Origin of the sequence: Sphingobacterium sp. B29 (assembly GCF_001952815.1) — a bacterium.
Classification (GTDB): Bacteria; Bacteroidota; Bacteroidia; order Sphingobacteriales; family Sphingobacteriaceae; genus Sphingobacterium; species Sphingobacterium siyangense.
Genome location: NZ_CP019158.1, coordinates 2,942,447 through 2,956,352 on the forward strand (window position 1 = coordinate 2,942,447; position 13,906 = coordinate 2,956,352).

General features: G+C 37.6%; 14 protein-coding genes and 1 pseudogene. 8 read left to right on the plus strand and 7 right to left on the minus strand.

Annotated elements, in window-relative coordinates; translation table 11 throughout:
* Nucleotides 1-338: 338 nt before the first annotated feature.
* On the minus strand, nt 339-560 hold the full coding sequence (locus tag BV902_RS12180; protein WP_075992166.1) for a hypothetical protein: 222 nt from the start codon (nt 558-560) through the stop codon (nt 339-341).
* A 314-nt stretch (nt 561-874) separates the two neighbouring features.
* Here BV902_RS12180 and BV902_RS12185 point away from each other — a divergent pair, with 314 nt between their 5' ends.
* Entirely contained in the window at nt 875-1,732 is an 858-nt protein-coding gene (locus BV902_RS12185) for an AraC family transcriptional regulator (protein ID WP_075992167.1), read from the plus strand.
* 76 nt (nt 1,733-1,808) lie between these two features.
* Nucleotides 1,809-2,525 carry an FAD-binding oxidoreductase gene (locus BV902_RS12190; protein WP_083663577.1) on the plus strand — a complete coding sequence of 239 codons (717 nt, stop codon included), beginning with the start codon at nt 1,809-1,811 and terminating at the stop codon, nt 2,523-2,525.
* A gap of 193 nt (nt 2,526-2,718) precedes the next feature.
* Here BV902_RS12190 and BV902_RS12195 read toward each other — a convergent pair whose 3' ends face one another.
* From BV902_RS12195 to BV902_RS12220, 5 genes and pseudogenes are all read right to left on the minus strand, one after another.
* Nucleotides 2,719-3,564, minus strand: a complete 846-nt coding sequence (locus BV902_RS12195; protein ID WP_157626030.1) for a sialate O-acetylesterase — start codon at nt 3,562-3,564, stop codon at nt 2,719-2,721.
* Between the two features lie 14 nt (nt 3,565-3,578).
* On the minus strand, nt 3,579-4,136 hold the full coding sequence (locus BV902_RS12200) for a TetR/AcrR family transcriptional regulator (protein ID WP_075992168.1): 558 nt from the start codon (nt 4,134-4,136) through the stop codon (nt 3,579-3,581).
* A gap of 593 nt (nt 4,137-4,729) precedes the next feature.
* Nucleotides 4,730-4,933 (minus strand): annotated as a pseudogene (locus tag BV902_RS28680) (tetratricopeptide repeat protein); the annotation flags it as partial.
* Between the two features lie 217 nt (nt 4,934-5,150).
* Nucleotides 5,151-5,891: a class I SAM-dependent methyltransferase gene (locus BV902_RS12215; protein ID WP_075992170.1), complete on the minus strand. Its 741-nt coding sequence runs from the start codon at nt 5,889-5,891 to the stop codon at nt 5,151-5,153.
* Nucleotides 5,892-5,980: 89 nt separating this feature from the next.
* Nucleotides 5,981-6,340 carry a winged helix-turn-helix transcriptional regulator gene (locus BV902_RS12220; protein ID WP_075992171.1) on the minus strand — a complete coding sequence of 120 codons (360 nt, stop codon included), beginning with the start codon at nt 6,338-6,340 and terminating at the stop codon, nt 5,981-5,983.
* Between the two features lie 107 nt (nt 6,341-6,447).
* Here BV902_RS12220 and BV902_RS12225 point away from each other — a divergent pair, with 107 nt between their 5' ends.
* Nucleotides 6,448-7,239, plus strand: a complete 792-nt coding sequence (locus BV902_RS12225) for an MBL fold metallo-hydrolase (RefSeq protein ID WP_075992172.1) — start codon at nt 6,448-6,450, stop codon at nt 7,237-7,239.
* A gap of 235 nt (nt 7,240-7,474) precedes the next feature.
* Entirely contained in the window at nt 7,475-7,861 is a 387-nt protein-coding gene (locus tag BV902_RS12230; RefSeq protein ID WP_075992173.1) for a hypothetical protein, read from the plus strand.
* Between the two features lie 290 nt (nt 7,862-8,151).
* On the opposite strand, the gene BV902_RS12235 is transcribed toward BV902_RS12230, so the two are convergent.
* Complete coding sequence (locus tag BV902_RS12235) at nt 8,152-9,081, minus strand: hypothetical protein (protein WP_157626032.1); 930 nt, start codon at nt 9,079-9,081, stop codon at nt 8,152-8,154.
* A gap of 192 nt (nt 9,082-9,273) precedes the next feature.
* Between BV902_RS12235 and BV902_RS12240 the strand changes: the two genes are divergently transcribed.
* From BV902_RS12240 to pgl, 4 genes are all read left to right on the plus strand, one after another.
* Nucleotides 9,274-9,591 (plus strand): hypothetical protein, encoded by a 318-nt coding sequence (locus BV902_RS12240; RefSeq protein WP_075992175.1) that lies wholly within the window; start codon nt 9,274-9,276, stop codon nt 9,589-9,591.
* 586 nt (nt 9,592-10,177) lie between these two features.
* Nucleotides 10,178-11,596 (plus strand): NADP-dependent phosphogluconate dehydrogenase, encoded by a 1,419-nt coding sequence (gene gndA, locus BV902_RS12245; RefSeq protein ID WP_075992176.1) that lies wholly within the window; start codon nt 10,178-10,180, stop codon nt 11,594-11,596.
* 8 nt (nt 11,597-11,604) lie between these two features.
* A complete protein-coding gene (zwf, locus tag BV902_RS12250) occupies nt 11,605-13,086 on the plus strand; it encodes a glucose-6-phosphate dehydrogenase (protein WP_075992177.1) in 1,482 nt (493 codons plus the stop codon).
* 17 nt (nt 13,087-13,103) lie between these two features.
* Nucleotides 13,104-13,814: a 6-phosphogluconolactonase gene (gene pgl / locus BV902_RS12255; RefSeq protein ID WP_075992178.1), complete on the plus strand. Its 711-nt coding sequence runs from the start codon at nt 13,104-13,106 to the stop codon at nt 13,812-13,814.
* Nucleotides 13,815-13,906 lie beyond the last annotated feature (92 nt).

The following is a 13,906-nucleotide window of genomic DNA, read 5'->3' on the forward strand; positions in this document are numbered from 1 at the left end:
TTATTTATTAATGGTTTTAAATTATGATAAAAATACTAAAAGTGAAGCCCCTTTTCTTAGGCTGCTTTACTTTTAGTATTATATAGCGCTTTCGTTTTTAATATTTTCAAAGAAGGATAATAAGGAGAGAAGTAGTTCGACCGAACTTCCTCTTTCCCCGCCAAGTGCGGAACTTTTTAAAATAGTGATTTTGAAAGAGATTCTGATAAGTAACGTTTCAAATGAAAAGAACATCGATGTTCTCCTGTATATACAGATCAAAATTTTATTTTGGCAATAGCATATATTCCTCCGCAACCACAGTGAAAGATGATATCTTGGATGGGAACTCCTGCCAATTAAGCTTCTAATTCTGTTATATTATTTTTGATACTCTTGAACATAATAATATAAGGCAAAAAGATGAGAATATAAATTAACAGCGGATTTATCCCTTTTTCTGTCACTTGTGTGTGTGCTGCCACAGCTCCGATTACCGATCCGTTTAAAAATAGACAAAAAGCGACAATAATAATGGCCTTAACCTTAATAATTATTTTTCCAATTTTTAAGTCTTTCATTTTACTTTAAATTTAAAAATGCTATTATCGAATGTTAGCATTCGATATACATTCGCAATTCATCAATCTTCAAAATTCGATGCATTAAGGCTAAATATACGATTTTGTGTAGATAATTTGCTGAAAGTGAACAGAAAAAAATAATTTAGCTTGAAATACGCAAAGTGTTCTGACCGAACTTGGTGGCTTAAAGACTAGGAAAATACTAACTTTGTGTCCCTACTGCAAAGCTTTTTTTGTGAATAAATAGATCGGTTGAACCGTTTATAGGGCATTTATTTTTTACATTTGTATTTAACCATAGTTTAAAATCTATGCAAAAACACAAGGCATCTATTCCTGTCAGAAGTTGGGACAGCGATTTTGGTAATGGAATAGCTGTTGTTCGTATAGCATCAGAAATTCCCGGGAGTAAAGAGTTTAATCATGCACATCGACACGACTATCACCTTTTCGTATTGCAGGAAAGTGGTATCTCGCATACCGAAATAGACTTTAAAAAATATTTGATAGATAAGCCAACTATACTATATCAATCGCCAAATCAGGTTCACAGAGCCTTGAAAGTCGAAAATATAAGTGGATTTATTTTAACAATATCCAATGAAAACTTAAATGCGGATTACCTAAAACTATTGCAGCGCAATACACCTATCGAGCCATTATCGTTATGCTCACGCACAGATTTAGCGATTATCCAAGCGTGTTTTCTTTTATGTAGAAACCTGTATGACAGAAAAGAAGACAAGTTATATCATTTGCAGCTGAAAGACAGTTGCAATACATTGGTTGCCCTATTTATGTCGCAGTTCCTCAAGCAGTCAAAACCAGCAGATAAATTGTCGCGTTTTGAAATAATTCAGAAGGCATTTTCAGAATTGCTCGAGCAAAATTTTGTGCATATGAAACGCCCCGCGGACTATGCCGAAGTATTAAACATCTCCGTTGCTTATCTAAATGAATGCGTACAGAACGTAACGGGTTTTTCTGTTTCACATCATATACAACAACGTATTATTTTAGAGGCAAAGCGCCTGCTATATCATTCCGATAAATCTGTAAAAGAGATTGCAGCTGAATTAGGTTACGATGACTATCCCTATTTTTCGCGACTGTTTGTGAAAGTTGCAGGAATTACCGCTTTGACATTTCGTAGCAAAAACCACGATTAATCCAATATCTACTCTTTTCCGTTCTATATTATAAGATTGATTCTATTGTACTTTGCTTCGAACAAAATATAATACTATGCCAAGTGCACCAAAATGGTTATTTGATACCTTAGAATTCTTAACGCCCAAGCTACCGTTGACAGAAGTTGTCGAAACGGTCTCTTTATCAAAATCTGTCAAGAAGATTTGCTTTAATGGGGATTTAAAAAATGTACAATTCGCTGTAGGTTCGTTCATCGACTTTAGAATTAATGCTACAGAAGCTCGAAGGTATACCGTTTCTTATGCAGATACTGAAAAGGGCTTGTTTGAATTTATTGTTTATTTGAATGGTAAAGGTTGCGGAAGTCGTTATATGGCAGATTTAAAAGTGGGCGACAACATCGTGATGTATAAGCCAAGAGGGTTAAGCAGATATTATGATAAAACGGTGCAAAGATTTGTCATCTTTGGCGATGAGACTTCATTAGCACTAGCTTGTTCTTTCCTTCCTATGTTAAAGAAGAATAAGCATCAATTTGTGTTCCTTTTTGAATTGGATGAAGAGAATAAAAACGTTCCAGAATTATTAGGCTTGGAAAATTGCCTGATATTCTCCAAAAACTTTTTGGTCAGCATGGAGGACTGGGCAGGCAAGCTACCAATGATCAATACGCCGGACTGGGAAGAGGCCAACTTCGTGTTGACGGGTAACGTAAAATCGGCTCAGCAGTTTAGAAAAATCATTAAAGCAAAAACCAATGGCCATGTTTTTTTACATGGCTATTGGTTAGCGGGTAAAAAAGGATTATAGGTCAATGCGATTAAACTGTGCGTATTTATTTGTATTTTTAGTCCTGTAGATGACACAGGTGATTGAACGATGTTTGTAATCCGTAATGCCAAGTGCGTAGCTGAATAAGGTTGATACCACCCATAACTGATTGTTAAGGTTTTTATATTCTTACTTTATTTTTTATGCTATTTGGATTAACATGAATCTTAAATTATTTATCGATCAATTTCAGTTGATGCTGGAATTCACTTAACGAGATTTTCCCGGATGCAAAGTTGACATCTAAAATAAACTTCTTTTCGTTGGGGGACAGTTCACGTCCATAAATCTTCCCTAGTAGTTCATCTTCGTCAGGTAAAGCTTCGGTTACATCTGCTGCATTTAAAAATGCCTGATAGTATCGTAGTCCGAACTTTCTAAGCGACGACGCGTTGAAATGAATTTGGTCTTCGTTTGCAGTTAACCCTTTTGCCGAAACGAAGTTACAATTGTTGTGCGATGCTGCATATTTTTGTAAGGCGCTATTGACCAAATGGTAATCATTGAAATGCGCTCCAAATAGACCATAAGGCAAAAAGTCGCCTATCGCGCCGATAATCAGGGGAACTTCAGGAGCCCCTAATTGCTTCCGTAGCTCATTGACTATACTATCAAACTTTTCACCGTATTTTGCGGCCAGTTCGGCGGAAGAATCATTTTCTCCCTGATGCCACAATATTCCTGTCAACTGGCTGCTACGTTGAGCAAGTTTAGCCTGAAAAATAGCGTGGTCAAAGAGCGCGCCACCAACCTGCCAGTCATTTAAGCTGGTACCGCCATCAGCACAAGGGATAAGGCCGATCTCCTCGCCAATGTGATCCGCATGCCAGGAGGCAGCAAATGATGATGCGAGCCCCACACCAGCCATAGGCCTGTCATTGTGTATGGGTTCGGCCATTATCTGCCAGCGTCCATTGCGAAGCATCTTTATTGATTCGTTGATGATAGGCGGCACTGAATCCGGAATTCCGCGGCCGGCCATATTTGATTGCCCTATTAGCAAAAAAGATTGTATCATAGTTGATTATATATTTAAGACTCCACAATTCCTATACTGCGGCTAAATGATAGCCAGGCAAATTTTTTAAGATCATTCGGAGCGACGTCACCAGAATTTAAAGCCTTCACACTTGCTCTTGCCACACTGGCAAAGAGATGTCTGATCCAAGCTGAGGACAAGCGATTGTCTATAATGTGTTTCGCCTGCAGCTGGGGAACTATAGCAAACCACTTTTCTTTTGCTTGTTCATAGGCAATAACTTTTTCTTTGTCCATCGCTGCCACATCAACCTGCCTCTCCTCAAGGGCGTGTAGGAAAATATATTTTACACCGCTGTCGATAGCTGCGTATAGCACTGCTTCCAATTGTTTGACCGGATCAGTATTGCTGTTAAATGCAGAAACCATAGTGATATACCAGGTTTCAAGCATATCTACATAGCAGGCAGTTATAAGTGCATCTCTATCCTTAAAATACCGATACAAAGTTCGCTTACTGATTTGTGCAACCTCGGCTACTCGCTCTAAAGGAGCATGAAAGTCTTCATTTAAAACTTTTACTGCACTATAAATTAGCTTTTCCCTATTCATTTGGCACAAATGTATGACAAATGTCCTATATATGTGTTAGTTTATTCCAACTGATCTTACGACCTTTGGGTTAGATCGAAGCCCAAAGCCGGTTAACATTGTAGTAAGCGAATTAATCATACCTTCTCAATCTTAAATAATATCCCAGTAATTATTGCAGCGATCGAATAATATATGGCCCACTCCATTGATCCCATTGTTAGTGCCATTGTCATTGCAATTCCAGCCAATGTAATCAGTATTAAAGTCATTTTGATCCAATTGAGTGTATTGCTCTTAAACCAGTAGAATGCCAGTGTACAACATATCAACGTAGGAATAGAATATATTGTACTATAGCAAAGCCAAAGTAGCGAAAAGAGGATCGTTTGACCAATACCCGAAAAATTTAATGGGTTAAATCCTGGGGATATAGTCACTAGTGTAGTACCCAATAGTAAGGTACCTATCCAGTGCTTAAAAATATAAGACCATCTTAGACTGTGTAACATAATCGGTGTCATAAGATCGAAAACTCAAAAACCACGTCAAGTGTGTGGTAGTTATTAAAACTGGTAAAGTTCATTCTAAATTATCTAAATATCCCGTTAAAGCTATTTCATAGGCCTCTGTTCGACTGAACGACTTTCTAAAGATGAATTAGCTATGTTTTCTCTCAAGAACTTCTGTGCTCGGACTTGCCCCAATTCAATTAATTGATTTAAGATCTCGATGGCTTTTTCGGTCTGACCCATTTCGTTATAAATGGCTACCATGTTGTATAATGCGTCAACATTTATTTTTGAAAGGTCAAAGCACTTTTTAAATAAAAATAATTGTAAGGCCGAACAGACGAACTCAACTTTTTTATAAAAAGATCAAACGAAAGCGAACTAACCATTGTTATACCAATACTTTCATAAATTAGGTTAATAACAGGTAGTAAAAACCTTGAGATCCCCCTCCTCAAGGTTTTTTTATTTTTTGAAACCGACTATCCCTTTATTGGGATCATAACTATATATCAGGGCTAGATTATTCCGGCCTTTTTTGTGCCGACACGATCAGCATCATAGGCCTTCTGAGTTCGTCTGCCATTCCGGCGACACTGTTAATCATTTCCATGTTTGGCTGTGGTTCAGTAACTAAATCGATCGCAAAGTTATTGGCAAGCAGGATTGTAAGATAAGTGGTAAGTGTTCTATGGTATTTTATTACATTGTTTTGTAAGAAATGTGTTTCCCGCTTTCCTTCTTCAAAGTAATGGTCCACGGGCCAATATAACTTGTTTCCGGCTGCATCGTAAATCCAGTCTTGGTCGGGTCTTGCAGTGAATATCGGATGCTCAACAGAAAACACAACACTGCCGCCCGGTTTTAGCCAACGGTTTATATGCATGCAGAGCGGATCAAAGTCTTTGATGTAATGGAAAGTAAGGGAACTGATGACGCAGTCGAACTCCTGCTCCTCAAACGTGATATCCTCCAATGCGCTTCTGATATAAGTGATGCCAGGGAGGTCATTGATTTCTTTCGCCTTATTGAGCATCCTTTCGGAAAGGTCGACACCTGTTACTGTTTTGGCCCCGTTTTCAATAGCATAGCGACAATGCCAGCCAAAGCCACAGCCCAGGTCCAGTACATTTTTGCCATCAAAGCTCGGAAGGATATTTTTTAACGCATGCCATTCTCCGGCTCCTTTAAGACCTTTAATAGATCTGTCCATGTTTTTATATTGATCGAAGAACTTTTGCTCGTCATATTTGTTCTGCTTCATAATCTGACAATAAATTTTAATAGGTTAAGATACATCTTTTTATCAGGGGACAGTATCAAAGACCCCTGTATTAAACCATTTACCATTTCCTATTTTTGCTTTTCTTTCATAGGGTCTAACTCGGTAGTATCCTGAAGTTGGTAATTTTCCATCCACGATTCAATATGAAGCAGCAATTGCTCTAGACTTTTACCCGTTTCAGATAAGCCATAATACACTTCCGGAGGAAAGGTGTTCACTTGCTTTCGAACCACAATTCCATCGTTTTCCATTTCTTTTAGTTGTTCTAATAATACTTTTTTGGAAACCTTGGGCATTTTACGCCACAATTCAATGAAGCGTTCATCACCCGTATAAAAAAAATGATGGAGTATCAGGGGCTTCCATTTCCCGGAAAATATTCTGAAAAAAAGATTTACGGAACAGTTTTCAAATTCCTTATAATTCATTAAGTAACAATTTTGTAACCGGGAAACCTCTGGGTAAATATCTTTCGTTAGCCGAAGGTTGTACCGAAATTTACCAGCTAATTTAGGAATTTAAATACGTTATCACTATGACAATACATCAAATACGTAACGCCACTATTATTATTGAATCGGAAGACAACTTTATATTGGTTGATCCTTTATTGGGAAAGTCAAAGACATTTGTTCCGCTAACCCTTTTCCGTTTCAAACGCCGTCGCAACCCTTTGGTTGATTTACCCATTGAAAGCGAAAAACTGTTGCAGAAAATCGATTATTGCCTGATTACACACCTGCATCCCGACCATATCGATGCGGTAGGAATCGAGTTTTTGCGTAGCCGTAAAATTCCCGTCCTGTGCGGTGAAAACCACGCCCGCCAATTAAAAAAATGGGGATTAAATGTACTGCAAGCGATTGATTATTGGGAGACAATCTCGTTTCTGAAAGGCAAACTTACTTCGACACCTGCAGTTCATGGCTATGGCTGGGTAAGAAAACCAATGGGGCATGTGTATGGATTCGTATGGCAGTCATCCGATGATGAATCGGTATATATAAGTGCAGATACCATTTATACCGATGACGTAAAAAAGGTGTTGGCTATCTACAAGCCCGACGTATCTGTGCTAGCTTGCGGTTCAGCACAATTCGATTTCGGCAGACCACTATTGATGACAATGGACGATATTGTAAAGTTTATCCGTGATGCGCCAGGCAAAGTATTGGCAAATCACATGGAAGCCATCAATCATTGTCCTACCACGCGCCTTGAGTTAAAGCAAAGATTGGAGAAGGAGGGATTGCTGCACAAGGCATTTATTCCGGCCGATGGAGAGCGTATTGAAGTTGTAAAACCATTGCATGAATCCGAGATATAATTTTAAGCATAGTTTTTCCATGGAACAAAATTGCCTGGTTTAGTGTTTAAAATAGGATAAGATCTTTATCAGGGCTGGATCCATCCAGCCTTTTTTCTGATATAAATGTTATCTTAGCGCTATGCTGAACAATCTCTTTGAACAAGTCAAGGTTATGAAGCTTTCGATATGGGAGGGATTGCCGCCATTGCGGAGTGATACGGCACAGACTTCGTTGTTTTAAATTAGCTATTTTATGGGAAGTTTAACAAAATATGTATCAAACGATCGTCCAGAATTCGCCGTACTTATCGAAGATGACGATAAGGTTTGTTATGCATACTTATTGAATGAGGAAAGAATAGTTGGAGATATTTGGTTATACAATAGCGTTCCTACTCCCAGAGAATCTGAATGGCATAAAAAGGAGAATCTACCGTTTTTAAATCCTGCTGAGTTTGTCAAAGAAAACCTTCAACCATTTGATGCGAGTTCGCCTGTTGTAGTGACCTGGGATTTTGGGGAAGAAACGGTGGCCAATATATTTCTAGCGTCCAGATTGATCGCAAAGCTAACTCTGGGATCTTGTCCGGGTTGGTCTAGTCTTGTCACTAAAGATGGGCCTTTGGCGCAGAAGATGTAACATTTTCATGAAACGAATTGGACGAAGATAGAAGAAATATACAAACACATAGACGAATAATGATGAAATACTTTTCAAGTCTTATCCTTTTGGCAGCAGTGATTTTTACAAAAGCCCAAATAAAGCTTGAACAGAAAGACTTCAATAATTTAATGGCTATAGGTGATCCCTTCTTTTGAGGTTATCCCTTACGTCAATGTGTTGTTAAATGCCGGGGCGCAAGGCTAATAAAAAAGGAGTGGATAATTAATTTGCACTAATTAACACTCAGTGATCGTTTTAACGCCTAGTTATCGTTGAAAAGTAAATGAAGAGCTAATTGTAAGTGTCATATCCCCAAATTTTAATTTTCTTTCTTCCTGAAGGGCGGATTTATCCGCTGTCAGATAGCCTGTTTTATAATACTTGAAAATTGAGCCAAAGCGATTATCGAGTATCCTGAATTTTTTTCCATGCTGCATGTAGGTTAATTGTAGGTAAAAATCATCCTTTTCTGGAAAATCAAATGTTGGGATAAAAATAGGATCGGTAATGGCGAATGCTATTTGAGATGCGCCCAATTTCAACGCTTTATTTACCTCTGTTTCTGCGATTGGTTTTTTGCTATTCTCAGCGTCTTCCAAAGAGTTGTATAACGATACAACGGCATCAAAGACTTCGTCTTCTTTAAAAGAAGAAGTCAGATATGGACTATGCGATGAGAGCTTATCAATCACAATTGAGTCAATGGATTTTATGGTTGAAATCTCCACGATCTTGGACGCCGAATCCAATGCCATATTCAGTGTTTCACTTTCTATTTCATTTTTGAAAATATATTGCGTTAGTCGGTATTTACCCACACTTGCAATATCGAGCTTAATATCCGACTCCGATTCCGTTTTTACAACCCTCTTATTATCCAAATCATATAATACCCATTTTACAACAGGAGTTCCCGAGTAATCCTGTTCTATTTTATTTCTTACTACTTTTATATCACTTTTGAAAGCTGCTCCTTCATAAGGGATATAAGCTATGTTGGCAGGCATAGCAGAGAGCTTGGGAGGAACAATAATAGTAGGGTCTTTTAGCTGTTTGCCTTCTGGATTTACATATACAAACCCCGCTTTCAATACCTCCTTACCTTGGGTAGGATCGATCTCTTTCTTACAACCTGTTAGCAATAGGGCGGAAATTAAAATAAGGTAATAGCGCATACTATAAATTAATTGGTTCAACAATCTAATATACTAAATATATTTGTTAATTTACGTTTGGAGAAATATTGAGGCCGATGTTTTTTATTAAAGAGAAAAATAGATTCAATCAAATATACGAGGAAACAGAATAGCTATAAATGAACGATGCGATGCTGTTTAATAAATAACCTCATAACCAACGATATATTAAAAGAAATTATACTGGTAAAAATGAAAAAAATACTTTTATGCGCTCTTTTGTCATTTTTCGGCTTAAGTTTAACCCATGGACAGCAATTGAAGCCTTTATATAGTAAAACGGATACTTTGCCTAAGGTTGTTTACAAAGATCTTGATGAAAGACCTTTGCCTAAGATAGAGATGCAAGGTAGAACCTACTTAGGCGATGCTATGCGATCATTAAAACCTGAAGAGGTTCAATCAATAGATGTTGACAAGACAAGGCAGGTAATGATCATTGAATTAAAGCCTGGATACCATCCTATTTTAATGAGCTTGTCGGATATTAAAAAAAATATACAAATCTAAAATCTGAACATGTCATATTCCGGATTGAAGATCACTTTGTACAGCACGATCCAAATGAAGTTCTTGTCGATGAAAGCAATATTATGTTAATTTCTATTTCTCCCATTAAGTTTATTGGTGACTTAGAAGATTTATTTATGGTGACATTAGTGTCGCGGACGGATAAGAATCTTAAAAAACTAAATGAAATCCGTATTCGCTAAGCATTATTACACTTAGCCAAAGCGACATCTAGCTAACATAGCCTCCCTTGACGGTCAATAAGGGCGGCTGTTTTAATTAGCTTGTCGAAGATGCGCGGGTTTTTATATTTTGCCGAATCTTGCAGAAGAAGGATATGGATAACTGTTTGGTTAAGTTAGCGTATGCTGGTACTAAAATAATTTTGAATTCGGATATGTTAAGTCTTGTATTGACTAGCCTTGTTTAAGGCACTCTTCTTTTATATTGGAAGCTCGTAACCAAATAACTAATGATATTTTCCAGTTGATGATAACTAAGTCAGAATTGAAAGAAAATTTTAGATAATTTTTTTGCTGGCATGCATTTCAGTAAATTTGATGCATAAACTAAACTTTAAGTAAGAATGGAAAAGTATAATTACGGGGTCATTGGTCTGGGTGTAATGGGAAGAAATCTGCTTTACAATATTGCCGATAATGGTTTCTCTGTCGTAGGATTCGATTTAGATGAAGAAAAGGTAATCGAACTTCGTAAAGGAGTTGCTTCAGGTACAAAGGTTGTTGGAACTGTTTCTCTAGAGGAATTTGTGTTAAGTTTAGACAGTCCGCGAAAAGTTATTTTGATGGTTCCTGCAGGTAAACCGGTTGATGCTGTTCTTGAAAGCATAACACCGCTTCTGAGTCCAAAAGATATTGTCGTTGATGCGGGAAATTCTTATTTCAAAGATACCGAGAGACGTATAGCTGATTTAGCTTCTAAAAACCTTCATTTTATGGGAATGGGAGTTTCTGGAGGAGAGCAGGGGGCAAGAAGAGGACCGAGTATTATGCCGGGCGGAGATTTGGAAGTTTTCAATTTGGTGAAGCCTATGCTGGAAGTTATTTCGGCAAAAGTAAAAGGGGAGCCCTGCACCGCTTATATGGGAAAAGGAGCTGCAGGGAATTACGTTAAAATGGTTCACAATGGTATTGAATATGCCATCATGCAATTAATCAGTGAAGCATACGATTTACTGAGAAAAGGAGCTAATCTTAACAATAACCAATTGTATGAAGTTTTCAAAAGTTGGAATGAAGGCGAGATGAATTCTTTCCTTATTGAAATAACAAGAGATATTTTCCAGCAAAAAGATGATGTAACAGACGGTTTTCTTGTCGACAAGATTTTAGATAAAGCAGGAGCAAAAGGAACCGGAAAATGGACCTCCCAGGAGGCTATGGAAGTTGGAGTGTCTATTCCAACCATCGATATTGCAGTAACATCAAGAATTTTATCCGCTTACAAAGATGAGCGCGTGAAAGCTTCGCAATTATATGCTAAAGAAGAAGTACAAACTCCTGAAAATATAGAATTGTTCATCAAAGAGGTGGGGGATGCTTTGTATTTATCTACTTTAATCAGTTATGCGCAAGGATTGGCATTATTGGTAAAAGCTTCTGAAGAATATCAGTTTGAAATTCCGTTAAAAGATGTTGTTAAAATCTGGAGGGGTGGATGTATCATCCGTTCGGTTTTATTGGAGAAATTTTATCTGGCTTATTCAAAATACGAGAACTTATCTAATATTTTATTGGATCAGGAAATTTCAGAAATTGTAAAAGATAAAATTTCTTCATTAAGAAAAACAGCTGCTTTTGCTGTATCAAACGGAATTCCAAGCTTAGGAATTCAGTCGGCTCTAGGGTATTTCGAAGCTTATACCACAGCATCTTTACCTGTAAACCTGCTTCAGGCGCAGCGTGATTATTTTGGTGCACACACTTACCAAAGAACTGACAGAGAAGGAGTCTTTCATACCTCATGGCAAAACCCAAATAACTGAATCTAACAATGAGTGACAATACAATCCTGCATCCAACAACGATCGTTATTTTTGGTGCAACAGGGGATTTGGCAAAAAGAAAGCTTTTTCCTGCCTTCTATAATTTATATATCGATGGCAGAATGCCAAAGGGGTTTAATATTTTAGCTTTAGGAAGAGCCGAAAATACGGATGAAAAATTCAGGGCTTATATTAAAGAAAATCTGGAGAGTTTTTCCCGGAAGGCTGTAATCAAGGAAGACTGGGCTGGTTTTCAGGCTCACATCAGCTATTTTCAGCATCAGCTTGATGAAGAAAGCTCTTATCAGGATTTATATCAGAAACTGGAAAATTTTGATAAGGTGTACGGAATGAGAGGCAACAGACTTTTCTATTTGTCCATTGCACCAAACTTTGTATCTGTAATTTCAAATCATCTTAAAAATACGTCAATAGCATCTGATCCTGCAACAGATCGAATTATTATCGAAAAACCTTTTGGTCACAATAAAGAATCTGCCATTGAGCTAAATAATCTTCTTTCACAAACTTTCCAGGAAGAACAGATTTATCGCATTGATCATTATCTAGGTAAAGAAACCGTTCAGAATATTTTGGCGTTCAGGTTCGGAAATTCAATTTTTGAACCTCTTTGGAATCACAGACATATAGAATCGGTACAGATTACGGTTGCCGAAGAAGTAGGTGTGGAAACAAGAGCCAGTTTTTATGAGCAGACAGGAGCTTTGCGCGATATGATTCAGAACCATCTTTTGCAAATTCTTTGTATGGTTGCTATGGAACCTCCGGCTTCACTTGAATCGGGTGAGATCAGGGATCGTAAAGTTGATGTTTTAAAATCCATCCGTAGGATTTCTCCCGAAAAAGTAGATCATTATGCGGTAAGAGGACAGTACGGACGAGGCAAAGTAAATGGGGTAAAAGTAAAAGGCTATCGCCAGGAAGAGGGAATTGCTCATGATTCCAATACGGAAACATTTGTCGCTATTAAGTTTTATCTGGATAATGAAAGATGGGAGGATGTTCCTTTTTATGTTCGTACCGGTAAGAAGATGAAAGAAAAGCATTCTTATATAACGATTCAGTTTAAGCCACTTCCAAATTCTACGTTTTCAGAAAGCAGCTCGCTTCTGTCGGCAAACCGATTGGTTATTAATATCCAGCCACAAATGGACATCAGATTGCAGTTTATGTCTAAAAAGCCAGGCTTGTCTTTAGAGCTTAAACCTGTGGAGATGATTTTCGATAATTTTGCCTGTCAGACCGATACGCCCGAAGCTTATGAAACTCTTTTATTGGAAGCACTCGTGGGAGACCTTACACTGTTTATGCGCTCTGATCAGGTACAAGAAGCTTGGGATGTGATAAAAACGATTCAGGAAACCTGGGAAAAAACCAAAGATCCATCGTTCCCAAATTATGCTTCAGGAAACTGGGGCCCTGATGACAGTGATGCACTGGTAGAGCGGCAGGGACATCAGTGGGTTTAAAATCTAATGAAAAGAGAATGAATATTACGATATTTAATAATCTGGATGCTTTATATAAAGAAGCAGCAGATACATTTGTTGAGCTTTCGAAAAAAGCGATTCAGAAGCATGATAAATTTGTGGTCGCGTTGAGTGGTGGCTCTTCACCGAAAGCCATTTTTAGTTTATTAGCTACTCCCGAATATGCAGATAAAATAATTTGGAACAAAATCTATTTTTTTTGGGTAGATGAAAGATGGGTTTCTCTTGAAGATGAGAAAAGTAATTTTAAGATGACTTTGGAAGTACTTTTGAATAAGGTTCCGGTAAATGAAAATCAGATTTTCCCCATGTATAAAGAGGGAATTGAGCCTGAAAATTACGCTAAAGCATACGAAGCTCAAATCAGAAATGTTTTAGGAGCTGACGGTATTTTTGATTTCATCCTTTTAGGAATGGGTGATGATGGCCACACAGCCTCTCTGTTTCCAGGAGAAAAGATCTTACAAGAAAAAGAAAAATGGGTTGATGCCTACTATCTAAAGCCACAGGCAATGTTCAGAATTACTTTGACTGAACCTATTATCAATAAAGCTGAAAATATTCTGATTGTTACATTTGGTAAATCCAAGAAAAACGCTTTGAATGAAGTTCTTAATGGTGTATATAATCCTGAACTATATCCGCTACAGTTAATTGAAAAAAAAGCAGGAGTCCAGATTTTTACCGATAAAGAAGCTGGAATTTAATATCATTTGACTATAGGGGACGTCTAGCCAAAAAGGCTCCCTTAACGATTGACAAGGGTGCTTAAGTACTCTTGTCAATACAGTTATAGCCC

Excerpts from the sequence above, each read along its gene's own strand:
- BV902_RS12180 (WP_075992166.1), bottom strand. The coding sequence starts at position 560 with ATGAAAGACTTAAAAATTGGAAAAATAATTATTAAGGTTAAGGCCATT.
- BV902_RS12185 (WP_075992167.1), top strand. The coding sequence starts at position 875 with ATGCAAAAACACAAGGCATCTATTCCTGTCAGAAGTTGGGACAGCGAT.
- BV902_RS12190 (WP_083663577.1), top strand. The coding sequence starts at position 1,809 with ATGCCAAGTGCACCAAAATGGTTATTTGATACCTTAGAATTCTTAACG.
- BV902_RS12195 (WP_157626030.1), bottom strand. The coding sequence starts at position 3,564 with ATGATACAATCTTTTTTGCTAATAGGGCAATCAAATATGGCCGGCCGC.
- BV902_RS12200 (WP_075992168.1), bottom strand. The coding sequence starts at position 4,136 with ATGAATAGGGAAAAGCTAATTTATAGTGCAGTAAAAGTTTTAAATGAA.
- BV902_RS12215 (WP_075992170.1), bottom strand. The coding sequence starts at position 5,891 with ATGAAGCAGAACAAATATGACGAGCAAAAGTTCTTCGATCAATATAAA.
- BV902_RS12220 (WP_075992171.1), bottom strand. The coding sequence starts at position 6,340 with ATGAATTATAAGGAATTTGAAAACTGTTCCGTAAATCTTTTTTTCAGA.
- BV902_RS12225 (WP_075992172.1), top strand. The coding sequence starts at position 6,448 with ATGACAATACATCAAATACGTAACGCCACTATTATTATTGAATCGGAA.
- BV902_RS12230 (WP_075992173.1), top strand. The coding sequence starts at position 7,475 with ATGGGAAGTTTAACAAAATATGTATCAAACGATCGTCCAGAATTCGCC.
- BV902_RS12240 (WP_075992175.1), top strand. The coding sequence starts at position 9,274 with ATGAAAAAAATACTTTTATGCGCTCTTTTGTCATTTTTCGGCTTAAGT.
- gndA (WP_075992176.1), top strand. The coding sequence starts at position 10,178 with ATGGAAAAGTATAATTACGGGGTCATTGGTCTGGGTGTAATGGGAAGA.
- zwf (WP_075992177.1), top strand. The coding sequence starts at position 11,605 with ATGAGTGACAATACAATCCTGCATCCAACAACGATCGTTATTTTTGGT.
- pgl (WP_075992178.1), top strand. The coding sequence starts at position 13,104 with ATGAATATTACGATATTTAATAATCTGGATGCTTTATATAAAGAAGCA.